A 22,789-nucleotide genomic window follows, 5' to 3' on the forward strand; every position below is an offset into this window, starting at 1 on the left:
AACGGTCTATACCCGCGTGCCGCCGAGCGTCATCTGGTTCATCCTGAGATGCGGCTGGCCGACGCCAACCGGCACGCCCTGTCCCGCCTTGCCGCACATGCCGATGCCGTTGTCGAGCTTCAGGTCGTTGCCGACCATGGACACGCGGTGCATCGCGTCCGGCCCGTTGCCGATGAGCATGGCACCCTTGATCGGCTGGGTCACCTTGCCATCCTCGATCATGTAGGCCTCGGTGCAGCCGAACACGAACTTGCCCGAGGTGATGTCGACCTGCCCGCCACCGAACGACACAGCATACACGCCGTTCTTCACTGACGCGATGATCTCCTCCGGCGTGTAGTTGCCTTCGGTCATGTAGGTGTTGGTCATGCGCGGCATCGGCTGGTGCGCGTAGCTTTCGCGCCGTCCGTTGCCGGTAGGCTTCACGCCCATCAGCCGTGCGTTCTGGCGGTCCTGCATGTAGCCGACCAGCTTGCCGTCATCGATCAGCACGTTGCGGTCGGTCGGCGTGCCCTCGTCGTCAATGGTGAGCGAGCCGCGACGCTCGGTGATCGTGCCGTCGTCCACGACGGTCACGCCCTTCGATGCCACCTGCTGTCCCAGCAGGCCGGCGAAGGCGGACGTCTTCTTGCGGTTGAAGTCGCCTTCAAGTCCGTGCCCGACCGCCTCGTGCAGCATCACGCCCGGCCAGCCCGACGACAGAACGATGTCGAAGGTTCCTGCCGGTGCGGGCACCGCCGCGAGGTTCACCAGCGCCTGGCGCAGCGCCTCATCTGCCGCTTGCTTCCAGCTTCCATCTGCGATGAAGTCGCCAAACCCCTTTCGCCCGCCCGCGCCGTAAGAGCCGCTTTCCTGCCGGTCGCCGTCGCCGACCACCACGGACACGTTCATGCGAACCAGCGGACGGATGTCGCGCACGATCTGCCCGTCGCCGCGCACGATCTCCACATGCTGCCACGAAGCGGCGAGCGACGCCGTCACCTGCCGCACGCGTGGGTCAGCGTTGCGCACATAGGCGTCGATTTCGGTCAGCAGCTTCGCCTTCTCCTCGAAGGAGGGCGAGCCGATCGGGTTCTCGTCGCCATAGAGGTGTCGATTGGTGCGGGGAGGGGCTTCTGCCAGCGTTCCGGAATAGCCGGTCTTCACGGCCGAGACGGCATCCGCCGCACGCAGCAGCGCGGCTTCCGAAAGCTCGCTCGAATGCGCATAGCCCGCCGCCTCACCGGCCACGGCGCGCAGGCCAAATCCCTGGTCGGTGCTGTAGTTCGCGGTCTTCAGGCGGCCGTTGTCGAACATCAACGCCTCGCTCTCGCTCGATTCGAGATAGAGCTCGCCGTCGTCCGCGCCCTTGACCGCGTCGGCCACGATCTCCTTCAGGCGTTCTTCCGAGCAATCGAAAACAGAGGTGAGGGTTTTTGTCATGTCGGGCCTCGAATGGGATGCCCCTATCTCAGATGGGGCTTGTCCCTATCTAGGCGTTCGGCAGCCACCTATCCAGTGCTGGTCCGACCAAACCTTCTGATGTTCCGCGACGAATACGCCCAGACGGTGCCGTCTGGGCGCAGCTTCCGGTCGAAGCTGGATTCAGCTACCGCCGCCAAATTCGGACTTGAAGGTTTCAAAGTCGATCTGCATGCCGTTGAGTACCGTGCTCCAGTGGCGTGTCATCGCCGCCACGGTCACTGCCTCTGCGATCTCGGCGTCAGAAGCGCCTTGCTGCTTTGCCGTTTTCGTATCGAGCCATATGCAGTAGCGGCAGGGTATCTGTGCCGCGACAGCGACGCCGATAAGCGCCTTCGTCTTGGGGTCGAGCGCCGTCTTATCGGACATCTCGAAGTTTTTCGTCACCTGCCACATGCCTGCGATGGCGCCCTTGGGATAGACCTTCATGAACCCCGGAATGCCTCCGAAGGTCGTTTCGATCTCCTTGTAAGTCTTTTCGACACTCAAAATATCTTCGGCGCTGGCCTGTGAGATAAGGGCGGTTCCGAGCATGGCAGCCGCCGCAAGCGTCCTTGAAAGTTTCATTCTTTGGATCCTTCTTGAAGGCAAGACGGGATCATCTCCGCGCGGCCTTCGCGCGCGGGATGTACCGGGCGGTCGCCCGGGATCTGGAGAAATTGCTGCCGAAACTCGGCTAGCTAGAACGGCAGGACGTTCCTGCCATCAGGCCCTTCCGGAACGCGCCGCAGCCCGATATCCCGCAAAAGATGGCTCGACATCACCGGATCGAACGAGTGACCCGTTGCAGGTTTCGCTCGAGCAAGGATGGTGCCGATGCGTGACAGCAAGGGAACCGGAGGCAAGTAGATTCTGGTTTTCATGACCCTGTCAGGCGCGCTTGGGTGCGCCTTCCCTGTGATTCGAGCCTGCCGAAAGTCGACAGCCCCGCAAGATGGGATGAAGATGAGATCTTGCGTCCGATGAAACTAGGCGGCTTGTGGTTCACTCGCATGCAGCACAGGGAAGACCTGCGTAATCATGGACTTATTGCTTTGTGTAACGGCGGCGTTTCTGCACGACACTTGTCTGAAACGGTGAAACTGTACCTGACGTGCGGAATTCACGACGCAGGAGCACGATATGAAGCGAGGTGCGGAAACGCGTGAGAGGATCCTTGAGATCGCCAGGGCGGCCGTTCTGGCGAAGGGTTTCAGCGCGACGTCGATCGACGAGATCATTGCCGAAGCCGGGATCACCAAGAGTGGCTTCTTCTACCACTTCCGCGACAAGAACGAGCTTGCGCGCGCGCTGGTGCGCCGCTTCCGCGAACAGGTCGAGACGGCCCTGGACGACACGTTCGGACGCGCGGCGGAACTGACGGACGATCCGTTGCAGAGTTTTCTTGTCGGCCTCAAGCTTTTCGCGGAACTGGTCGCCGAGGATCACCGCGACGGGTCGGGATGCATCATCGCGAGCATTTGCTACCAGGAACGGCTCTTCGACCGCGAGGTCATGACGTCGATCCGGGATTTCTCCTCGTCATGGAGTCAGAGGTTCGATCGCTATCTTGCCGGGATCGAGCAACGCTATGTCCTTGCTCCGGGCGTGGATCTTCGCGACCTTTCCGACATGCTCGCCTGCGTGATCGACGGCGCCATCATCATGGCTCGAGTCAGGCAGGATCACACATGTATCGAGCGCCAGATATTGGCGTATCGTGCACAGCTCCGCATCGCCTTTCCGGCCCCGAAGCCCCGCGCACAGCAGGATACGATCGCTGTCCGTCCGAGCCTTGCCGCATGATTTAGGGCTGAGGCCCCGGCGTCGCGCGCTGCGCCGGCTCCTAACGAAACGGGATGGCCTGGCGCTAGGGCAGCGCGTCGAACGCCTCGCCGAAGCCCGCGAGATCGACCGGAATGCCGATGCCTTCCTCGGGCGTCGCGAAAACGATGAAGGTCGCTTCCTTGCCGCCCCGCAGCGTGTCGATCAGTTGCTGTTCGAGGATGACCTCGGCATAGCAGCCATCGCTGAAGCACTGCTTGAAGTAGGCGCGGCCATTGTCCTTCTTGTCGATGTAGAGGCCGAGGCCGGTCGGCAGCAGCACGCCGAGCGGCGCCAGCACGCGCATGATCTCCGCCTTGCGGTCGGCGGTCTTGAGGATGACGACGGAAAGACCGAGGTCGGCGCGGTCTTCGGCCACCACGTTCTGCATCATGATGCACTGTTCGGAACTCGCCCCAGCGGGCGTGTCGCAGATGATGGACCACGAGCCATGCGTGGCGCGCACGGTGCCATTCTGCTGGGCATATGCCTGCAGCGGCAGCGCCGCCAGAACGGCGAGGCAGACGGCCTGCGCGAAGGTCCTGCCAAAGCTCGAGATCATGACGGCTCCATTGCGAATCACGGGCATGATATGCCGGGATGCCTGCGATGAGTAGGATGATGCCCGCATGCGCGCCAGCATGTGGCTCAAGGCGGCCTTTTCCGGTGGAAATTCGTCCGAAATGCGACCGCACGCCTCCTCTTTCTTCGGTATGTCGCATGCACTCGCGCGATTTCCTCTGGTATCGGCAAGACCCGCATCGCGCAAAAATGCCGCACGGTTTGCTCCGCTCCTTTCTTGCGATAGGAATGAGAGTATGGTTTGAACCGACGAAGGCATCCAACAGGATTCCCGCGAGGGCCCAGATGCGTTCTGGTGCGGGATTTGCCGGCATGTCAGGTGGGAGACGAGAGATTCCATGAGAAGACTTCCTGTTTTGGCTGGTATCGGAGCCGTTCTCGCGGCGGGCGCAGCCTATGCTGACCAGCCGACGCCATGGCAGACGCGTTTTCAGGCGCCGGCCACCGACATCATGTCGCAGATCGAGTGGTTCGAGGTCTACACGCTCTGGTTCATCGTGCCGATCACGCTGCTGGTTCTTTTCCTGCTGGCCTGGTGCATCGTGAAATACCGCGCCAGCGTCAATCCGACGCCGTCGCGCACCAGCCACAACACTGCGATCGAGGTCATCTGGACGGTCGGTCCGGTCGTCGTCCTGCTGGCGATCGCCGTGCCGTCGTTCCAGCTCCTGACGGCGCAGTATACGCCGCAGGAGGAAGCCCAGCTCACCATCAAGGCGACAGGCAACCAGTGGAACTGGGATTATGAATACCAGATCGAGGAGCCGCTGACTTTCAATGCGGCTTTGTTGCAGGACGATCAGCGCGCCGCCGCCGGCAAGGAGGACAGGGCTGTCTATCCGCGTCTGCTCGCCGTCGACAACGAGGTCGTCGTGCCGGTCAATACGATGGTTCGTGTTCTTGTGACCGCCGCCGATGTCCTGCACGCCTTTGCGATGCCGGCATTCGGCATCAAGGTCGACGCCGTGCCGGGCCGCATCAACGAGACCTGGTTCAAGGCCAACAAGGAAGGCCTCTACTATGGTCAGTGCTCCGAGCTTTGCGGTAAGGATCACGCCTACATGCCGATCGCCATTCGCGTGGTGAACGACGCGCAATACACGACATGGCTGGCTGCGGCCCGCAACGATCTCGACGGCGCCAACAAGGCGCTCGTTGCCGAGATCGAGGCGGCCAAGACGGTCACAGTCGCCGGAAACTGACAGCCGGCGTACGAAAATCAGGGAACGGGACCATGGCAGGCGCGACAACCCACCATTCTGAAGATCACCACGACGACCACAAGCCCACGGGCTGGGTCCGCTGGGTCTATTCGACCAACCACAAGGACATCGGTACCCTTTACCTGATCTTCGCGATCATCGCGGGCATCATTGGCGGTGCGATGTCTGTGGTCATGCGCATGGAGCTTCAGGAGCCCGGCATCCAGATATTCCACGGCCTGGCCCAGATGGTCTACGGCTTCGAGGGCGATGCATCGCTCGATGGCGGCAAGCAATTGTACAACGTCTTCACCACCGGCCACGCGCTGATCATGATCTTCTTCATGGTCATGCCGGCGCTGATCGGCGGCTTCGCCAACTGGATGGTGCCGATCATGATCGGCGCCCCGGACATGGCGTTCCCGCGCATGAACAACGTTTCGTTCTGGCTTCTGCCCCCTGCTTTCCTTCTGCTGCTGGTATCGATCTTCATGCCCGGTCCGGCGGGTGGCTACGGTGTTGGCGGCGGTTGGACGCTCTATCCGCCGCTTTCGACCTCGGGCACGCCAGGTCCGTCCGTGGATTTCGCGATCCTGTCGCTCCACATCGCCGGTGCGTCGTCAATTCTCGGCGCGATCAACTTCATCACCACCATCTTCAACATGCGCGCTCCGGGCATGACGCTGCACAAGATGCCGCTTTTCGCCTGGTCGGTGCTGATCACTGCCTTCCTGCTGCTGCTGTCACTGCCGGTTCTGGCTGGCGGCATCACCATGCTGCTCACCGACCGCAACTTCGGCACCACCTTCTTCACGCCGGACGGCGGCGGCGACCCGATCCTGTTCCAGCACCTGTTCTGGTTCTTCGGCCACCCCGAGGTGTACATCCTGATCCTGCCGGGCTTCGGCATCATCAGCCACATCGTTGCAACCTTCTCCAGGAAGCCGGTGTTTGGCTATCTCGGCATGGCCTATGCCATGGTCGCCATCGGCGCGGTCGGCTTCATCGTGTGGGCGCACCACATGTACACGACCGGCCTGTCGCTCGATACGCAGCGCTACTTCGTCTTCGCCACGATGGTCATCGCGGTGCCGACGGGCGTGAAGATCTTCTCGTGGATCGCCACCATGTGGGGCGGTTCCATCTCGATGCGTACGCCAATGTTGTGGGCGATCGGCTTCATCTTCCTGTTCACCGTCGGCGGCGTTACCGGCGTGCAGCTCGCAAATGCCGGTCTCGACCGCTCGCTGCACGACACCTATTACGTCGTAGCGCACTTCCACTACGTGCTATCGCTTGGCGCGGTGTTCGCCATCTTTGCGGGCTGGTACTACTGGTTCCCGAAGATGTTCGGCTACATGTACTCGCCGTTCATCGCCCGCACCCATTTCTGGGTGACCTTCATCGGCGTCAACCTTGTCTTCTTCCCGCAGCACTTCCTCGGCCTGGCAGGCATGCCGCGTCGTTACATCGACTATCCGGATGCCTATGCCGGCTGGAACATGGTGTCGTCCTACGGCTCCTATTTGTCGGCTATCGGCGTGTTGATCTTCCTCTGGGGCGTCTTCGAGGCGTTCCAGAAGAAGCGCGTTGCCGGCAACAATCCGTGGGGCGAAGGCGCGACGACGCTGGAGTGGCAGCTTTCTTCGCCGCCGCCCTATCACCAGTGGGAACAACTGCCGAAGATCAAGTAGGCTGAAATCGAGATCGATGCCGCCGGTCCTGCCGGCGGCATCTGGCCAGACGGAAACAGACTACGCATGGCCGCATCCTACCCGTGAATCCGGCGTGAACTGAGGTGGGTGCCGGACAGGAACGAAGACGCAAGACCGAATGACCCTGTTGGACAAGACCGCGATCGACGACGCCCGCCTCTCCGAGGCGACCGCCGGCGACTATATGGAGCTCCTGAAGCCCCGGGTGATGTCGCTCGTCATCTTCACGGCTTTCGTCGGCATGGTCGCAGCACCGGTCGCGCTCAATCCCATGATTGCGCTCATTTCCATCATCTCGATCGCCATCGGCGCCGGCGCGTCCGGCGCGCTCAACATGTGGTACGACGCCGACGTCGACGCAGTCATGAGCCGGACTGCCACGCGCCCGGTGCCGAGTGGCCGAATCCTGCCCGACCAGGCACTCGCATTCGGTCTCGTGCTGTCGGTGCTGTCGGTGATGACGCTCGGCGTCTTCGTCAACTGGCTGGCAGGCGGGCTTCTCGCCTTCACCATCTTTTTCTACGCCGTCATCTACACGATGTGGCTCAAGCGCTGGACGCCGCAGAACATCGTCATCGGCGGTGCTGCAGGCTCTTTCCCGCCCATGATCGGCTGGGCTGCGGCTACCGGTTCGATCAGCCTCGAAAGCGTCATCCTCTTCCTCATCATCTTCCTGTGGACGCCGCCGCACTTCTGGGCGCTGGCGCTGTTCAAGACGGGCGACTACGCCCGCGCCGGCATTCCCATGATGCCGAACGTCGCCGGCGAGGCCTCCACCCGCCGCCAGATCTTCGGCTATTCGCTGGCCCTTGCCGCCGTCGGCGTGCTTCCCTGGGCGCTCGGCTATGCAAGCGCGGTCTATGGCGTCGCGGCAGCCGCGCTCGGCCTTGGCTTCATCTGGTATGCATGGCAGGTCCTGCGCATGCCGGCCGATGACCGGGTGATGCGCCCGGCCAAGGCACTGTTCGGCTACTCGCTTCTTTATCTGTTCGCGATCTTCGCCGTCTACCTGGTCGACGCAGTCGTCGAGCGCGCATTCCTTTTGGGGGCGATGGCTTGAGCGTCATGGACATCGAGACCGTAAAGCCCACCGAGGCCCAGCAGAAGGCGCGCCGCAGCCGCAACGTGGCGATCGCGCTGGCTCTCGGCGCCTTTGTCGTGCTCGTCTACGTCACCTCCCTGGTCAAGCTCGGCTCCGCCTTGTTCATTCGGCCGATGTGAGGATGGCTGGCATGGCGCAGAACACCATCGATCCCGGAAAGCAGAGGTCAAACCGCCTCATCGCGGCGATCTGCCTTGCATTCTTCGGCGGCATGGTCGGCATGGCCTACGCAGCGGTCCCGCTCTACGCGATGTTCTGCCAGATCACCGGCTACGGCGGCACCACGCAGCGCGTCGAGCAGTATTCCGACCGCGTGCTCGATCGCGAGATCACCGTTCGCTTTGACGCCAATGTCGCCGGCGGCCTGCCGTGGGAATTCAAGCCCACCGAACGCTCAATGACCATGAAGATCGGCGAGACGGCACAGGCCCATTACACGTCCACCAACATGTTTTCGGTGCCGACCGCTGGTCGCGCCACCTTCAACGTCACACCAGAAATGGCCGGTGCCTACTTCAACAAGGTCGAGTGCTTCTGCTTCACCGACACGACCTTGAAGCCGGGCGAAACGATCGATATGCCTGTCGTCTTCTTTGTCGATCCGGATATCGTGGACGTGCCCGAACTGAAGAACCTGACCACAATCACGCTCTCCTACACCTTCTTCCCGATCGAGGCGGAAAAGCCGGTGGCCGCGGCGCCACAGGCAGGCGAGGGCGTAATCGAAACCACCACGGACGACAATCTCGGGGGATGACATGGCGGACGCTCACGCTCACGCAAAAAATCACGACTACCATATCATCGATCCGAGCCCGTGGCCGTTCATCGCCGGCATCGGCGCGCTTGTCATGGCCATTGGCGGCATCGGCTGGATGCAGGATCTCAAGGGCAACGAGTTCCACTTCCTCGGCCTGAACCTCGCCACGCCGTGGGTCTTCTTCATCGGTCTGGCCATCATCCTCTACGTGATGTTCGGCTGGTGGTCGGACACCATCCGCGAGGGCCATGAGGGGCATCATACCCGCGTCGTGTCGCTGCACATGCGCTACGGCATGATCATGTTCATCGCCTCCGAGGTGATGTTCTTCGTCGCGTGGTTCTGGGCTTTCTTCGACGCCAGCCTGTTCCCGGGCGAGGCGGCGCAGGTCATGCGCGCCGAGTTCACCGGCGGTGTCTGGCCTCCGAAGGGCATCGAGGTCATCGATCCCTTCCACCTGCCGCTCTACAACACGATCATCCTGCTGCTGTCGGGCACCACGGTCACCTGGGCGCACCACGCGCTCCTGCACAACGACCGCAAGGGCCTGGTCTACGGTCTGGCGCTCACCATCGGTCTCGGCGTTCTGTTCTCCTTCGTGCAGGCCTACGAATACATCCACGCGCCGTTCAACTTCCACGACTCGATCTACGGCGCGACATTCTTCATGGCGACCGGCTTCCATGGCTTCCACGTGCTGATCGGCACGATCTTCCTGATCGTCTGCCTGCTGCGCGCCATGGGCGGTGACTTCACGCCGCAGCGTCACTTCGGCTTCGAGGCGGCCGCCTGGTACTGGCACTTCGTCGACGTGGTCTGGCTGTTCCTCTTTGCCTCCATCTACGTCTGGGGTTCGGCTGGCGCGACGATCGCTGTACATCACTGATGGCTGTGGTCCGGCGCGGCCGGAAGTCGACAGACTTTCGAACCGGACCATCGAACTGAAACCCAGTCGGCCGCGGCAACGCGGTCGACTTTTTTATGTCCGGATCGTCCTGCAAGATGGCGTCACGGCTTTGGGGCAGGGGCATCGTTTCGCGGTGATCGCAACGAACGACAATGAAGGCAGGTTTCCGCCGGTCGAACCGATCGCAGCGGGCCTGAAAGGCTGCTGCCCGCGCTGCGGTAGGGGCAGGCTTTTCTCGGGGCTGCTCAAGCTCGCGCCAAGCTGCGACAATTGCGGCCTCGACTATTCCTTCGCCGATGCGGGCGATGGCCCGGCCGTGTTCGTCATCCTCGTCGTCGGTTTCGTTGTCGTCGGCCTCGCGCTGTGGGCAGAGGTGTCGTTCAATCCGCCGCTCTGGCTGCATTTTCTTCTTTGGATTCCGCTGACGGTGGGCCTCAGCCTTAGCGCGTTGCGGCTGGTCAAGGGCGTGCTCGTCACCTTGCAATACGCCAACAAGGCGGCCGAGGGCAGGCTCGACCGATGACGGCCGACCTGTCGCCTTCACCTGTGCGCTTCCCTTGGTTTGCGGCGATACTCGGGCTTCTGGCCATCGGCGCGCTGATTGCGCTCGGAACCTGGCAGGTCCAGCGCCTGCACTGGAAGGAAGGGCTGCTCGCCTCCATCGAACAGCGGACGCATTCCGCACCTCTCCCGCTTGCCGAGGTCGAGACGCTCTACAGGACTTCGGGCGACGTGGACTACATTCCCGTCACTGCGACAGGCGTGTTCCATCATGCCGGCGAACGCCATTTCCTCGCCACCTGGCAGGGGCAGTCCGGCTTCTACGTCTATACGCCTTTCGAGGTGGCCGGCGGTGGTCTGATCTTCATCAACAGGGGTTTCGTCCCCTACGACCGGAAGAGCGCTGCCACCCGCCCGGAGGGTCAGGTCGAAGGCGAGGTCACCATATCCGGCCTCGCTCGCAACCCGCTGGAGGGGAAGCCGTCCTGGATCCTGCCCAACAACGATCCGGACAAGAATGTCTTCTACTGGAAGGATCGCGACGGCATGGCGCGCAGCGCCGGCCTGCGTTCGGCCGAAAGGATCGTTCCTTTCTTCATCGACGCCGACGCCACCCCCAATCCCGGCGGCCTGCCGGCCGGCGGCGTCACGTTGATCGACATGCCCAACAACCACTTGCAATACGCCGTCACATGGTACGGCCTTGCGCTGGCGCTCATCGGCGTGATGGGCGTCTGGTTCTGGAAGCGGCATTCGCAGGCACCCTCTGCTTCGTCATCCTAGGGCAAGCGCAGCGCGACCCTAGGATTCAGACCATGACCTCTGCGCAGTACGCCTGAGTGGTGCAGAACCGGCACCCTCCCTTCTCCCCTTCAGGGAGAAGGGAGGGGGTTAGCGCCCTTGCGGAGGGCCATCCGCCGGCAGGCGGCGAAACGGCCCGCAAGCGAAAGCGACCATCCCCGTGAGTGAAAATTTGAAAAACCACCCTTCCCCTTGACAGGCCATACCCCCCGACGCCATGTCGGCAGCATGCTCGATCGCCCGACAAAACCGCCGCTGACCATCCGGCTCTGCCAGCCGCGCGGGTTTTGCGCAGGTGTCGACCGCGCTATCCAGATCGTCGTTCTGGCGCTGAAGAAATACGGCGCGCCGGTCTATGTCCGCCACGAAATCGTGCACAACCGCTACGTGGTCGAGGGCCTGCAGAACCTCGGCGCGGTCTTCATAGAGGAACTGTCGGAAATCCCGCCCGAGCACCATCAGAGCCCGGTCGTCTTTTCCGCGCACGGCGTGCCGAAATCCGTGCCGGCAGATGCCCAGGCGCGCAATCTCTTCTATCTCGACGCGACCTGTCCGCTGGTGTCGAAAGTCCACAAGCAGGCGATGCGCCACCAGCGTCTTGGCCGCCACGTGGTGTTGATCGGCCATGCCGGCCACCCCGAAGTCATCGGCACGATGGGGCAACTGCCCGATGGAGCCGTGACGCTGGTCGAAAGCGAGGAGGATGTGCGCCGCCTCACACCTGCCGACCCGTCAGCCCTCGGCTTCGTCACCCAGACCACGCTCTCGGTCGAGGACACTGCCGGCGTGATCAGGGCGCTCGAGGAAAAATTCCCGCTGATCCAGGCGTCCGCAGCCGAGTCGATCTGCTACGCAACCACCAACCGACAGGAGGCGGTCAAGGAAACCGCTTCCGGGGCTGATCTTTTCCTCGTCGTCGGCGCGCCCAACTCGTCCAATTCCATGCGACTGGTCGAGGTGGCCGAACGTGCGGGAGCCCGGATGTCGCTGCTGGTCCAGCGCGCCTCGGACATTCCGTGGGAGAAGATCGGCGAGATCGGCACGCTCGGCCTGTCGGCCGGCGCGTCCGCACCCGAGATCATCGTCGATGAGATCATAAATTCCTTCCGCGAGCGCTTCGACGTCACCGTCGATCTCGCCATCACCGCCACCGAGACCGAGAACTTCCCGGTCATGCGCGCGCTGCGCGACGTCGAACTCACCCGGGCCGACATGGCCTTCGTCAACGGCTGACCGGTCCACATCCCATGGCAGTCTACACCGACGTTTCCGAAAGCGAACTGGAAGCCTTCCTGTTGGAATATCCGGTTGGCAGGCTGCTGTCCTACAAGGGCATCGCCGAGGGCTCCGAGAACTCGAACTTCCTTCTGCACACGTCGGAGGGGTCGTTTATCCTGACCCTCTACGAAAAGCGGGTCGACGCGGCCGACTTGCCGTTTTTCCTCGGCCTGATGCACCATCTGGCGGGCAAGGGCATCTCGTGCCCGTTGCCGGTCGAGCGCCACGACGGTCAGTTGTGCGGCACCTTGGCCGGCCGCCCGGCCGCCATCATCACCTTCCTCGAAGGCATGTGGATGCGTCGTCCGACCGTCGGGCAATGCCGCGAGGTCGGCGCCGCGCTTGCCGGGCTTCATGTCGCCGGCATGGACTTTGAACTCCGCCGGTCGAACGCGCTCGCCATCGATGGCTGGCGGCAGCTCTGGGCTGCGTCGCGCGATCGTGCCGACGAGGTCGAGAAGGGTCTTGCAGCCGAGGTGGATGCCGATTTCGCGCTGTTCGACCGGGAATGGCCGAAAGACCTGCCGTCCGGCGTCATCCACGCCGACCTGTTCCCGGACAACGTTTTTTTCCTCGGCGAGAGGCTTTCGGGGCTGATCGATTTCTATTTCGCCTGCAACGATTTTTATGCCTACGACGTCGCCACCTGCCTGAACGCCTGGTGCTTCGAGAAGGATTTTTCCTTCAACCTGACCAAGAGCAGGGCACTGCTTTCCGGCTATCAGAGCGTCCGTCCGCTCTCGGAGGCGGAGAAGGCGGCGATGCCGCTCCTGGCGCGCGGTTCCGCGCTACGCTTCATGCTGACGCGCCTTTACGACTGGCTGACCATTCCCGACGGCGCGCTCGTCCAGAAGCGCGACCCGCTCGAATATATCCGCCGCCTGCGCTTCCACCGCGCGGTCCGGTCGCCACCGGAGTACGGACTTGGCTGACATGAAGACCGTAGAGATTTTCACCGACGGCGCGTGCTCGGGCAATCCCGGTCCCGGCGGCTGGGGCGCCATCCTTCGCTTCAACGGCACCACCAAGGAACTGTCCGGAGGCGAGGCGGTCACCACCAACAACCGCATGGAACTCATGGCCGCCATCTCGGCGCTGAACGCACTGAAAGAACCGTGCGAGGTGCTGCTTCACACTGACAGCAAATATGTGATGGACGGCATTTCCAGCTGGATTCACGGCTGGAAGCGCAACGGCTGGAAAACGGCTGACAAGAAGCCGGTGAAGAACGGCGAGCTCTGGCAGGCTCTCGACGAGGCAAACCGCCGCCACAAGGTCAAATGGCACTGGGTGAAGGGCCACGCCGGCCACGCCGAGAACGAGCGCGCCGACGAACTCGCGCGCGAAGGCATGGCGCCATTCAAGACCAAGCAGCGCCCATTCACCACCCCGTCAGCGGGGGAGATGTCGGCGAAGCCGACAGAGGGGGGGCGGGCGCATCGTGCGCCGGCGGCCTCGCCGAAGGCCACCTCAAACGCAAAACCAGCGAAGCCGAGGCCCCGCCGGTCCACGCAAAGCTATTAGAGCTTATTCTCAGAGCAACTCGAGAATTTTCGCCGCGCCGGATTCACTGACGCCCGGCTGTGTCTCGACGTTGATCGACTTGACCACGCCGTCCTCCGCGATCATCGAAAAGCGCTTGTTGCGCAGGCCCATGCCGTTGGCGGACAGATCGAGGCCGAGTCCAGTTGCCTTGGCAAAATCGCCGCTGCCGTCTGCGAGGAAAAGGATCTTGCCTTCGCCGCCGCTGAACCGCGCCCAAGCGCCCATCACAAAGGCGTCGTTGGTGGAAATGACCGCAATTGTATCCACGCCGCGCGCCTTTATGGCATCATGGTTTTCGAGGTAGCCCGGAAGGTGGTTGTTGCTGCAGGTCGGCGTAAAGGCGCCCGGTACGCCGAACAGGACGACTTTCTTGCCGGCGAAGACGTCGGCGGTGGTCAGTTCCTTCGGCCCGTCCTCTGTCAGCGTCTTGAACTTGGCGTCGGGCAGTTTCTCACCAACGGCGATGGTCATCAAAATGTACTCCGGATGTTCAGGTCGCCAGACAGTTAGCCGCTTGTCGCGCGGTCGGCAACCGGCACCGGTCGCCTCCGACTGGACCAACTCAGAAATAGGGCAGCAGGCCGTCCACGGCGCCTTCGTCGGTCACCAGCGTGTAGTGAAGTCCCGCACCCGTGGCCTTGTGGGCCGGAGCGGTGACATCGACGGAAAAGAACGTCTTGCCGTCCTTCTCAACGCGTTCTGGGGTGGACAAGGAGTACCCCTCGTCAGCGGCGATGAAGAGTTCTGCGCTCTGGGGACTGCCCGGAAAGCGTGCTTCCAGAAGCACAGTCTTCGACCCGGCCTCACTGATGACCTCGACCCCGAATTCCTGGTTTGCGGGCGGCGGTATTTTTGCGAAAGCCCGAGCCACCGCCAGAGCGTCGCCCGGCTTGTCCGGATCGCTGGCCGGATCGATCTTGAACGTCGTCTGGACGGGCACGCAGATGGTCTCGCAAACGCCGAGGAAGACGTTGGCATCGATCGTCGAAGGTGTTGCGGGATCACGCAGCGTGAACGTCACCGGCAGGCGTACCGGATAGTCGTAACCGGCCCACTGAAAGTCACCCTCGTCATGCCGTTGCGGGGCAGGGAACTCGAACTTGGCGCTCGCAAAGCCGGGATCGGCGGAGACGTCGATCGTGGGCGGCACGCCGGCATCGCCGGGGTCGCGCCAATACGTTTTCCAGCCCGGCTTCAGCTCGATATCGAGGACACCCCTCAATAGCCCTTCCGCATCGGGCGCTCCGGCCGTGACAAGCCTGATGCGCGCGCCTTCCATCTCGAACCATTCGCTGGACGAGGCAAGCACCACGCTGACGGTCGGGAATACGAACGCCAGCGTTACCGGGAGGAGGAGCAGTTTCATAGCGCGAGATTTGAACCTGAAAAGTGGCCCCTGCAACGACGTTCGGTCCGGCATGGGCATCATAATTGCGTGAGTTTGGAGAGGTTTTACGCCAACCGCCGTCTTTCAAGCGAGGGAAAAACGGGTTACCTTCGCCGCATGGACCTTATACGGCACAAGAAGCACGCTGTCCGGGGGTTCCTGGACGATCAATTCCTCATCGCCATGCCTGGCATGAAGGACGACCGGTTCGCTCGCTCCGTCATCTATATCTGCGCCCACAGCGACGAAGGCGCGATGGGCCTGATTATCAATCAGGCCCAGCAGATGCAGTTTCCCGACCTTCTCGTCCAACTCGGCATCATGGACGAGCAGGAGGTGATCCGCCTGCCGCGCAAGGCGCGCGACTTTGTCGTGCGCAATGGCGGCCCGGTGGATCGCAGCCGCGGTTTCGTCCTGCACTCGGGCGACTATACGGTCGAGTCCTCGCTTCCCGTCTCGGACGATATCTGCCTGACGGCGACCGTCGATATCCTGCGCGCCATCTCGGCAGGGCGGGGCCCGCAACGCGCGCTGATGGCGCTTGGCTACTCAGGCTGGGGCGCAGGGCAGCTTGAAACGGAGATCGCGGAAAACGGCTGGCTGACCTGCCCGGCGACGCCCGACCTGCTGTTCGACGGCGACATCGATCGCAAATACGACCGCATCCTTGCGTCCATCGGCATCGACCCAGCCCACCTCAGCATGACCGCCGGCCACGCCTGACTTCGATAAGAGGATTGCTCTGAAAGGCCGACTTCAGGCCTGGGTAACCGGGTACTGCTCCTTCAGCATCCGCAGCACCTGATCCCCCGAAATCGGCGCTCCGAACATGTAGCTCTGCACATATTCGCAGCCCATCTGCCTGAGCTCCAGAGCATCGTTCTCGTCGGCAACCCCTTCCGCCACGACGGACAGGCCGAGTTCATGCGCCATGTTGACCATGGACTTGAGCAGCACCGTACGTTTCGGCGTGGCGTCGTCGACGAAGCTCTTGTCGATCTTGATCGTGTCGAAAGGGAAGCGCGTCAGATAGGCGAGGGATGAATAACCGGTTCCGAAGTCGTCAAGCGACAGGCCGATCCCAAGCTGCTTGAGCTTGCTCAGCACGTGGTTGGTCTGTTCCGGATTGTCCATGACCAGCGACTCGGTCAGTTCCAGCCGGAAGCAACGCGGCTTCAGGTTGGCGCGTGCGATCACCGAACGAACGTCGCTCACAAGGTCGCGCCGGATAAGCTGTCTGCTCGACAGGTTTACCGACACGGACAGCGGCGTATCACCGATCTGCTTCTGCCAGTAGGCGAGGTCCTCAGCCGCCCTTTGCATCGCAAAGAGGCCAAGCTGGACGATCAGGCCGCAATTCTCGGCGACCGGTATGAAATCCGAAGGCGGAATGGCGCCGCGCCGCGGATGATCCCAGCGCAGCAGGGCTTCGAAGCCAGCGACGCTGCCATCCTCCAGCCTTACGATTGGCTGATAAGCAAGCGTGAATTCCTGCCGTTCGGCTGCGCGCCTGAGGTCGGACTCGAGCTGCAGCCGGTCCGTACCGACAGAGCGGAATGCAGGCCGGAAAGGCTCGATGCGATCGCCACCGAAACGCTTCGCCTGATGCATGGCCAGCTCGGCATCCTTGACCATGTCTTCGGCGGTGTTCTGCGAATTCGTCCAGGTGATCAGGCCGATCGAAGCAGTCAGAACGATCTCGCGCTTGGCGAAGTTGATGGGCGAACGTATTGCCTGCTTGATAGCGTCGGCAACCGCCGCGATGCGAACCGGGTCCTGCTCGGAAAGCAGCATAAGGGCGAACTGGTCGCCGGCGAAGCGCGACAGGGAGTCCTTGGGCTTCAGCAACCTGTGCAGGCGGCGCGCGATGGTGAGGAGAATGGTGTCGCCGGCCGAAATGCCGAGACCATCATTGACCTGCTTGAACCGGTCGATGTCGATGACGAAGACCGTCGGCTGAATCTTGTCTTCCGACCGCGCGACGGAAATGATTGCCTCCAGCCGGTTCATGAACAGTTCGCGGTTCGGCAGGCCGGTCAGATTGTCGTGCACGGCGTCGTGAAGCAGACGCTCTTCGGCCTTTTTCTGCTCGGTGACCTCGACCATCGTCCCGACGCAACGGATGACCTCGCCGTCGGATCCGACGACCGGGCGGGCGCGCAGCGAGAACCAGTGGTAGTGACCGTCAGCGCCGCGTAGGCGGAAGCTTTGCGCGACCTTGCCGCGCCGGTGTTCCAGCACGACGTCGAGCGTGGTGCGGAACGTGTCGCGATCGTCCGAATGCAGCGCCGGGAGCCAGGTACGTGCCGGTCCGCCCAGGCTGTTGGGCGGGAGCCCGAGTTGCAGGCTGATGTCCGGCTTCGTCACGACGCGGTCGCGCAAGACGTCCCAATCGAAGACGATGTCGCCGGAGCCGACCACCGCCAGCGCCTGCCGCTCCATGTCGCTGAACAATCCCTGGTGCAGCGCCCCGCCGGCAAAGGCGTGCTGCATCACCGTGAAGCCGATCAACAGGATGATGAGGATCAGTCCGCCGCCGAGAGCAGGCTGAACCACGTCATTGTCGATCATGCCGGTGATGGCCATCCACGAGCCGGTCAGCCAGATCAGAACCATGACCCAACTGGGGATGAGCATGATGGCGCGATCATAGCCCCGTATGCCGAGGAAGATGATGAGGCCGATGCCGGTGATGGCGGTCGCTGCAAAAGAGATGCGCGCTATGCCCGCGGCAACGGCCGGATCGATGATCGCCACGCCCGCAATCAGGACGAGGCCGCAAATCCAGACGAAGGCGCCGTAGCTGAAGTGCCCGTGCCATCGATTGAGGTTGAGATAGGCGAAGAGGAAGACAACGAAGGTCGCGGCAAGCCCCACCTCCGTACCGGCGCGCCACATCTGCTCGTTTCCTGGCGAGATTTCTATGATCTTGTTGAGGAATCCGAAGTCCACGCTGATATAGGCCAGAACCGCCCATGACAGTGCGGCCGTCGCCGGGAACATCGACGTTCCCTTGACCACGAAGAGGATGGTCAGGAACAGCGCCAGCAGTCCAGCGATGCCGATGACGATGCCGCGGTAGAGCGTGTAGGAATTGACGGAATCCTTGTAAGCTTCCGGGTCCCACAGATAGACCTGCGGCAGATTGGGCGATGCAAGTTCGCCGATGAACGTGACGACCGATCCCGGATTCATCGTCACAAGGAAGACGTCGGCATCCGGGCTTGCCTGCCTGTCCAGGGCAAACCCCTCGCTCGGCGTGATGGCGGCAATGCGGCTCGAGCCGAGGTCCGGCCAGAAGAGGCCGGAGTTCACCAGACGGAAATGGGGAGCCACGATCAGACGGTCGATCTGCTCGTCGGTCGTGTTGGCGAGTGCGAACACGGCCCAGTCCCCGCTCGACCGCTCGTCATTGGCCTCCACCTCGATGCGGCGCACGATGCCATCGGGGCCGGGAGCAGTCGACACCTGAAAGTTCTCGCCCTGGTTCTGGTAGATCTGCACAGCGCGCGAGAGGTCCAGCGCGACGTTGTCGCGCGAAATCTTGATGGGCTCGATGGCAAAGGCGCCGGTTACCGCGCAAAGCATGGCCACTGCCGAAAGGGCGAACGCAGCGAGCCGGGCTTTGAGGATATCAATCGCCAAAATCAGTCCCTTGCCCTTCCGGAGCGCGGATCGTCGGCGATCAGCGCGTAGAGATAGTGATCCTGCCAAGTGCCGTTGATCTTCAGGTAGGATCTGAGCAGCCCTTCGCGCGTGAATCCGGCTTTTTCAAGCACACGAACGGACCTTCTGTTTCCGGGAATACAGGCAGCCTCGATCCGGTGCAACCGCATCGTATCGAATGCATGTCTGGCAAGGAGTTCGAGTGCCTCCAGCATGTAGCCCTGGCCGGCGTATTTCTCTCCGATCCAGTAACCGATGTGGCCGGAACGGGCGACGCCGTGGCGGATGTTCCCCAGCGTTACGCCGCCCAGCAACTGGCCTGAAGCTTTTTCGAAAATGAAGAACGGAATTGCCAGGCCGCGTGCATAATCCTCTCGGTAGCGCCTGAGCCGATATCGCCAGGCGGATTTGTCCAGTTCATCGGATGCCCAGCTTGGCTCCCAGGGTTCCAGGAAGGAACGGCTCTCGCCACGCAGCCGCGCCCACTCCTTGAAGTCCTGAGAAACGGGCAACCGCAATACCACCCTGTCGCCCCCCAGAGCCGGAATATCGCGGCGGAGGAAGGGAAAGGCGAACACAGGGCTGCTTCCGCGTCAGACGGCCCGGCGACGCATGCCCATATCCTGCCCGGGAAGCGAGTCGCGGATCGCTTCGTAAGTCGCCAGCTTAGCGACCGGACCGACTGCGGCAATCGTCGGAATGGTGGAAAAGAGTCGTGCAGACAGGTCGCGCAGCCGTTCCACGGTCAGCGCGGAAAGCCGTTCCATCAATTCGTCCTTGGTAATAGGCCTTCCGAAAAGGAGAAGCTGGCGTGCGATCTGCGAGGCCCTGCTGGACGCGCTCTCGCCCGACATAATGAGACCTGCGCGATACTGGGCGCGGGCTCTATCAAGTTCGTCCTGTGCAATGCTCTCACCGGCCTTTTGCAGTTCGTCGACGATGACCGGGATCAGCTTGGCGATATCGCTCTGGCCGGTTGCCGAATGGACGCCGAAGATACCGGTGTCCGAGAAACCCCAGTGAAAGGCATAGACAGAATAGCAGAGACCGCGCTTTTCCCGAACCTCCTGGAAAAGACGCGAAGACATGCCGCCGCCGAGGATCATCGACAGAACCTGAGAAGCGTAGAAGTCGCGCACATGGTATGCGCGTCCCTCGAATCCGAGGATGATCTGCGCGTCCATGAGGTCGCGATTTTCACGGAAATCGCCTCCGATATATTGTGCATAGGTGGGTACGGTACTGTCCGCCTTCTCGCGGAACGACCCGAGGCGCTTTTCGACCTCACGAACGAAAACGTCGTGCTGGATGTCTCCGGCGGCCACCACCACCATGCGCTCGGCGCCGTATTGCCGGTTGATGAAATCGTGGATCTGCCGTGAGGTGAAGGATTTTACCGTTTCCGGGGTGCCGAGAATGGAACGGCCGATCGTCTGGTGCCGGTAAGCCGTTTCGGTGAACTTGTCGAAAACGATATCGTCCGGCGTATCGTGTGCAGCGCCGATTTCCTGCAGGATGACATGCTGCTCACGCTCTAGTTCCGACGGGTCGAATTTGGAGTCGGTCAGGATGTCGGCGAGGATATCAATCGCCAGCGGAACGTCGTCGGAAAGCACCCGGGCGTAATACGACGTCGTCTCGACGCTGGTCGCGGCGTTGATCTCGCCGCCGACATTTTCGATCTCGGAAGCAATCTGGAAGGCGCTGCGGCGCGAGGTGCCCTTGAAAGCCATGTGCTCGAGCAGATGGGCCATGCCGTGCTCGTCTTCGCGTTCATTGCGAGCGCCGGACTTGACCCAAACGCCTAGGGCAACGGATTCTGTGCTGGGAAGGGTTTCGGTTGCGACTGTCAGGCCGTTCGACAGACGGCTTACCTCAACGCCCATATGGACTTAACTCCCTAACGCGTCGCTCTTGCGCGGCGGCTTATGCAATCTTCCACCATTTTTAGGTCGGATGGAAGTACCGTAAATCGTTCCTCTGCGTCCATCATTCCAGCCAGCCAGTCGGGCAGGGCAGGCGTCACGCCGCAAGCGGCCTCCACCGCGGCCGGGAATTTTGCCGGATGCGCAGTCGCGAGCACGACCATCGGCGTTTCCCGAACCGCCTTTTCCTTGGCTACGTGGACCGCGGTCGCCGTATGCGGGTCGAGGAGGTAGCCGTTGGCCTTCAACGTTGTCCGAATGGTCTCGGCTGCCTCGGCCATCGTGGTCCGGCCCGCGTCGAACTCGGCCAGGATGCCCGCCAAAGCTTGCGGCTCGATCGTGAAAGACCCGGACTGCTTGAGCCCGTCCATGTATCGGCGCACGGCGGCAGCATCGCGGCCGCTCGCCTCGAACAGAAGGCGCTCGAAGTTCGAGGAAATCTGGATGTCCATGGAAGGCGAGGTAGTCTCGACCACGCCCTTCATGCGGTATTCGCTGCTTTCCAGCGTACGGAACAATATGTCGTTGTCGTTGGTCGCAATGGTTAGCCGTTCGATCGGGAGACCCATGCGCTTTGACGCGTAACCCGCGAAAACGTCGCCGAAATTGCCGGTTGGTACGGTAAATGACACAGGGCGGTCCGGACTTCCGAGGCAGAGCGCCGAGGAGAAATAGTAGACGATCTGGGCCATGATCCGGGCCCAGTTTATCGAGTTCACACCGGACAGGCCTACGCGATCGCGAAAGGCATGATCATTGAACATGTCCTTCACGAGGCCCTGGCAATCATCGAAGTTGCCTTCCACGGCGAGCGCATGGACATTCGAAGCAGTCGGCGTCGTCATCTGCCGTCGCTGTACGGGCGAAACCTTGCCATGCGGATACATGATGAAGACATCCGTGCGCTCGCGGCCGGCGAAGGCCTCGATTGCAGCGCCTCCTGTATCGCCCGAGGTCGCGCCAACGATCGTCGCGCGCTGACCGCGTTCGGCGAGGACGTGGTCCATCACCCTGGCCAGAAGTTGCATCGCGACATCCTTGAAAGCCAGGGTCGGACCGTGGAAAAGTTCAAGGACGAAAGTGTTCGGGGCGAGTTGCACTATGGGGCAGACGGCTTCGTGCCGGAATGTGGCATAGGCTTCGCGAGCCAGTTTTTCGAAGACGTACGTGGGGATTTCGCCGCCGAGGAACGGGGTCAGTACCCTGACTGCAAGCTCGGGGTACGACAGTCCGCGCATGGCGCGGATCTCGGCACTGCTGAACGCAGGCCAGGTCTCGGGCAGGTATAGCCCGCCGTCGCGCGCGAGGCCCGCAAGTACGGCGTCGGAGAAGCCAAGTGTAGGTGCTTCTCCCCGTGTGCTGATGTATTGCATTACGTTCCTGCCCGGTCTTTTCGTTCCGGCCTATCGGCCGTTCGTTAATAATCGTGCTTGTGCACGGTGTTTCGTCAGTCGCATTTTTGCCCTTTGGTTGCTATAGAGCAGCGGCTTTGCGAGAGGGAAGTGGAGTTTTCGGTTGTCGAAGGGTCGTTTTTTGCCGGTTCTTGCGGTCGCTGGCTGCGTTCTCGCCGTCGCGGGTTGTCAGTCTGGCGACGGGAACAGCGGGGGAATGCTCGGCTTTGGCGGTGGGGCCAAGGAAGAAAAGCCCCAGGAAGACAAGATTCTGGCAAGCGAGCTTCTCGCCTACTGCCCGCGTGTGATCGTGAAAGAAGCTGACGGGGCCATCAATCGCTATGCCAAGGGGGGGGAAGGCGACCCGGCCAAGTTGACATATCAGGCGTCTATCTCGGATTCGACGCGCAGCTGCAGCCGCCAGACGGGCATGCTTGCCATGAAGGTCGCAGTTGCCGGACGCGTGGTACCAGGCCCTGCAGGTGCCCCCGGTACTGTCACGTTGCCCATCAAGGTTACCGTGATTCAGGCTGGCGGAACGGTGCTGTATTCGCAGACGTTCAACCAACAGGTAGCTTTATCCGGAAACCAGGCACAGCAGTTCCTCTTCAACGACCAGAACGTGGTCGTACCCATTCCCACAGACAACTCGCTTCAGGTTTTTGCCGGTTTTGACACCGGGCCCGCGAAAAAGAAGTCAGAAGAGCTTTTCTAGCGGCCTGCGCCAGACAGGCGTCGCCAATAAGGCGACCCCTGTTCAGGT

At 62.1% G+C, this 22,789-nt stretch carries 24 protein-coding genes; 14 read left to right on the forward strand and 10 right to left on the reverse strand.

What is annotated here, in order from left to right; genetic code table 11:
* Window positions 1-6: 6 nt before the first annotated feature.
* The 3 genes from tldD to ABMA32_RS07020 form a co-directional block, all read right to left on the reverse strand.
* Window positions 7-1,422, reverse strand: coding sequence for a metalloprotease TldD (gene tldD / locus ABMA32_RS07010; RefSeq protein WP_349012985.1), 1,416 nt, complete (start codon window positions 1,420-1,422; stop codon window positions 7-9).
* 162 nt (window positions 1,423-1,584) lie between these two features.
* Entirely contained in the window at window positions 1,585-2,028 is a 444-nt protein-coding gene (locus ABMA32_RS07015; RefSeq protein ID WP_349012986.1) for a carboxymuconolactone decarboxylase family protein, read from the reverse strand.
* 113 nt (window positions 2,029-2,141) lie between these two features.
* Window positions 2,142-2,324: a hypothetical protein gene (locus tag ABMA32_RS07020; protein ID WP_349012987.1), complete on the reverse strand. Its 183-nt coding sequence runs from the start codon at window positions 2,322-2,324 to the stop codon at window positions 2,142-2,144.
* Window positions 2,325-2,583: 259 nt separating this feature from the next.
* On the opposite strand from ABMA32_RS07020, the gene ABMA32_RS07025 reads away from it, so the two are divergent.
* The gene (locus tag ABMA32_RS07025; protein ID WP_349012988.1) at window positions 2,584-3,246 is read left to right on the forward strand and encodes a TetR/AcrR family transcriptional regulator; all 663 of its coding nucleotides are present in this window, start codon (window positions 2,584-2,586) and stop codon (window positions 3,244-3,246) included.
* Between the two features lie 64 nt (window positions 3,247-3,310).
* Here ABMA32_RS07025 and ABMA32_RS07030 read toward each other — a convergent pair whose 3' ends face one another.
* Window positions 3,311-3,826 carry an invasion associated locus B family protein gene (locus tag ABMA32_RS07030; protein ID WP_349012989.1) on the reverse strand — a complete coding sequence of 172 codons (516 nt, stop codon included), beginning with the start codon at window positions 3,824-3,826 and terminating at the stop codon, window positions 3,311-3,313.
* A gap of 358 nt (window positions 3,827-4,184) precedes the next feature.
* Between ABMA32_RS07030 and coxB the strand changes: the two genes are divergently transcribed.
* The 11 genes from coxB to rnhA all read left to right on the forward strand — a co-directional run bounded on the left by coxB (window position 4,185) and on the right by rnhA (window position 13,636).
* Window positions 4,185-5,048, forward strand: coding sequence for a cytochrome c oxidase subunit II (gene coxB, locus ABMA32_RS07035; RefSeq protein WP_349012990.1), 864 nt, complete (start codon window positions 4,185-4,187; stop codon window positions 5,046-5,048).
* A gap of 32 nt (window positions 5,049-5,080) precedes the next feature.
* The gene (gene ctaD, locus ABMA32_RS07040) at window positions 5,081-6,742 is read left to right on the forward strand and encodes a cytochrome c oxidase subunit I (protein WP_349012991.1); all 1,662 of its coding nucleotides are present in this window, start codon (window positions 5,081-5,083) and stop codon (window positions 6,740-6,742) included.
* A 139-nt stretch (window positions 6,743-6,881) separates the two neighbouring features.
* Entirely contained in the window at window positions 6,882-7,823 is a 942-nt protein-coding gene (locus tag ABMA32_RS07045) for a heme o synthase (protein WP_349012992.1), read from the forward strand.
* Window positions 7,820-7,984: a hypothetical protein gene (locus ABMA32_RS07050; RefSeq protein ID WP_349013373.1), complete on the forward strand. Its 165-nt coding sequence runs from the start codon at window positions 7,820-7,822 to the stop codon at window positions 7,982-7,984. The genes ABMA32_RS07045 and ABMA32_RS07050 overlap by 4 nt, the downstream gene beginning before the upstream one ends.
* 11 nt (window positions 7,985-7,995) lie before the next feature.
* On the forward strand, window positions 7,996-8,622 hold the full coding sequence (locus ABMA32_RS07055) for a cytochrome c oxidase assembly protein (RefSeq protein WP_349012993.1): 627 nt from the start codon (window positions 7,996-7,998) through the stop codon (window positions 8,620-8,622).
* Window position 8,623: 1 nt separating this feature from the next.
* Window positions 8,624-9,511, forward strand: a complete 888-nt coding sequence (locus ABMA32_RS07060; protein ID WP_349012994.1) for a cytochrome c oxidase subunit 3 — start codon at window positions 8,624-8,626, stop codon at window positions 9,509-9,511.
* Window positions 9,512-9,665: 154 nt separating this feature from the next.
* Window positions 9,666-10,055 (forward strand): DUF983 domain-containing protein, encoded by a 390-nt coding sequence (locus ABMA32_RS07065; protein ID WP_349012995.1) that lies wholly within the window; start codon window positions 9,666-9,668, stop codon window positions 10,053-10,055.
* A complete protein-coding gene (locus ABMA32_RS07070; protein ID WP_349012996.1) occupies window positions 10,052-10,816 on the forward strand; it encodes an SURF1 family protein in 765 nt (254 codons plus the stop codon). Before ABMA32_RS07065 ends, ABMA32_RS07070 begins: the two co-directional genes overlap by 4 nt.
* A 246-nt stretch (window positions 10,817-11,062) precedes the next feature.
* On the forward strand, window positions 11,063-12,067 hold the full coding sequence (gene ispH, locus ABMA32_RS07075; RefSeq protein WP_349012997.1) for a 4-hydroxy-3-methylbut-2-enyl diphosphate reductase: 1,005 nt from the start codon (window positions 11,063-11,065) through the stop codon (window positions 12,065-12,067).
* A 14-nt stretch (window positions 12,068-12,081) separates the two neighbouring features.
* The gene (locus ABMA32_RS07080; RefSeq protein ID WP_349012998.1) at window positions 12,082-13,044 is read left to right on the forward strand and encodes a homoserine kinase; all 963 of its coding nucleotides are present in this window, start codon (window positions 12,082-12,084) and stop codon (window positions 13,042-13,044) included.
* 1 nt (window position 13,045) lies between these two features.
* Complete coding sequence (gene rnhA, locus ABMA32_RS07085; protein ID WP_349013354.1) at window positions 13,046-13,636, forward strand: ribonuclease HI; 591 nt, start codon at window positions 13,046-13,048, stop codon at window positions 13,634-13,636.
* A 9-nt stretch (window positions 13,637-13,645) separates the two neighbouring features.
* On the opposite strand, the gene ABMA32_RS07090 is transcribed toward rnhA, so the two are convergent.
* Entirely contained in the window at window positions 13,646-14,128 is a 483-nt protein-coding gene (locus tag ABMA32_RS07090; protein ID WP_349012999.1) for a peroxiredoxin, read from the reverse strand.
* A gap of 91 nt (window positions 14,129-14,219) precedes the next feature.
* Entirely contained in the window at window positions 14,220-15,023 is an 804-nt protein-coding gene (locus ABMA32_RS07095; RefSeq protein WP_349013000.1) for a protein-disulfide reductase DsbD domain-containing protein, read from the reverse strand.
* 138 nt (window positions 15,024-15,161) lie between these two features.
* Here ABMA32_RS07095 and ABMA32_RS07100 point away from each other — a divergent pair, with 138 nt between their 5' ends.
* Window positions 15,162-15,767, forward strand: a complete 606-nt coding sequence (locus ABMA32_RS07100) for a YqgE/AlgH family protein (RefSeq protein ID WP_349013001.1) — start codon at window positions 15,162-15,164, stop codon at window positions 15,765-15,767.
* A 33-nt stretch (window positions 15,768-15,800) separates the two neighbouring features.
* On the opposite strand, the gene ABMA32_RS07105 is transcribed toward ABMA32_RS07100, so the two are convergent.
* The 4 genes from ABMA32_RS07105 to thrC are packed head-to-tail and all read right to left on the reverse strand — an operon-like array spanning window position 15,801 to window position 22,008.
* On the reverse strand, window positions 15,801-18,632 hold the full coding sequence (locus ABMA32_RS07105; RefSeq protein WP_349013355.1) for an EAL domain-containing protein: 2,832 nt from the start codon (window positions 18,630-18,632) through the stop codon (window positions 15,801-15,803).
* A 59-nt stretch (window positions 18,633-18,691) separates the two neighbouring features.
* On the reverse strand, window positions 18,692-19,288 hold the full coding sequence (locus tag ABMA32_RS07110; RefSeq protein ID WP_349013002.1) for a GNAT family N-acetyltransferase: 597 nt from the start codon (window positions 19,286-19,288) through the stop codon (window positions 18,692-18,694).
* Between the two features lie 15 nt (window positions 19,289-19,303).
* On the reverse strand, window positions 19,304-20,596 hold the full coding sequence (locus ABMA32_RS07115; protein ID WP_349013003.1) for a M16 family metallopeptidase: 1,293 nt from the start codon (window positions 20,594-20,596) through the stop codon (window positions 19,304-19,306).
* 14 nt (window positions 20,597-20,610) lie between these two features.
* Window positions 20,611-22,008 (reverse strand): threonine synthase, encoded by a 1,398-nt coding sequence (gene thrC / locus ABMA32_RS07120; RefSeq protein ID WP_349013004.1) that lies wholly within the window; start codon window positions 22,006-22,008, stop codon window positions 20,611-20,613.
* A gap of 142 nt (window positions 22,009-22,150) precedes the next feature.
* On the opposite strand from thrC, the gene ABMA32_RS07125 reads away from it, so the two are divergent.
* A complete protein-coding gene (locus ABMA32_RS07125; RefSeq protein ID WP_349013005.1) occupies window positions 22,151-22,741 on the forward strand; it encodes a hypothetical protein in 591 nt (196 codons plus the stop codon).
* Window positions 22,742-22,789: the final 48 nt, after the last annotated feature.

Origin of the sequence: Mesorhizobium quangtriensis, from assembly GCF_040081925.1 — a bacterium.
Taxonomy (GTDB): Bacteria; Pseudomonadota; Alphaproteobacteria; order Rhizobiales; family Rhizobiaceae; genus Mesorhizobium_K; species Mesorhizobium_K quangtriensis.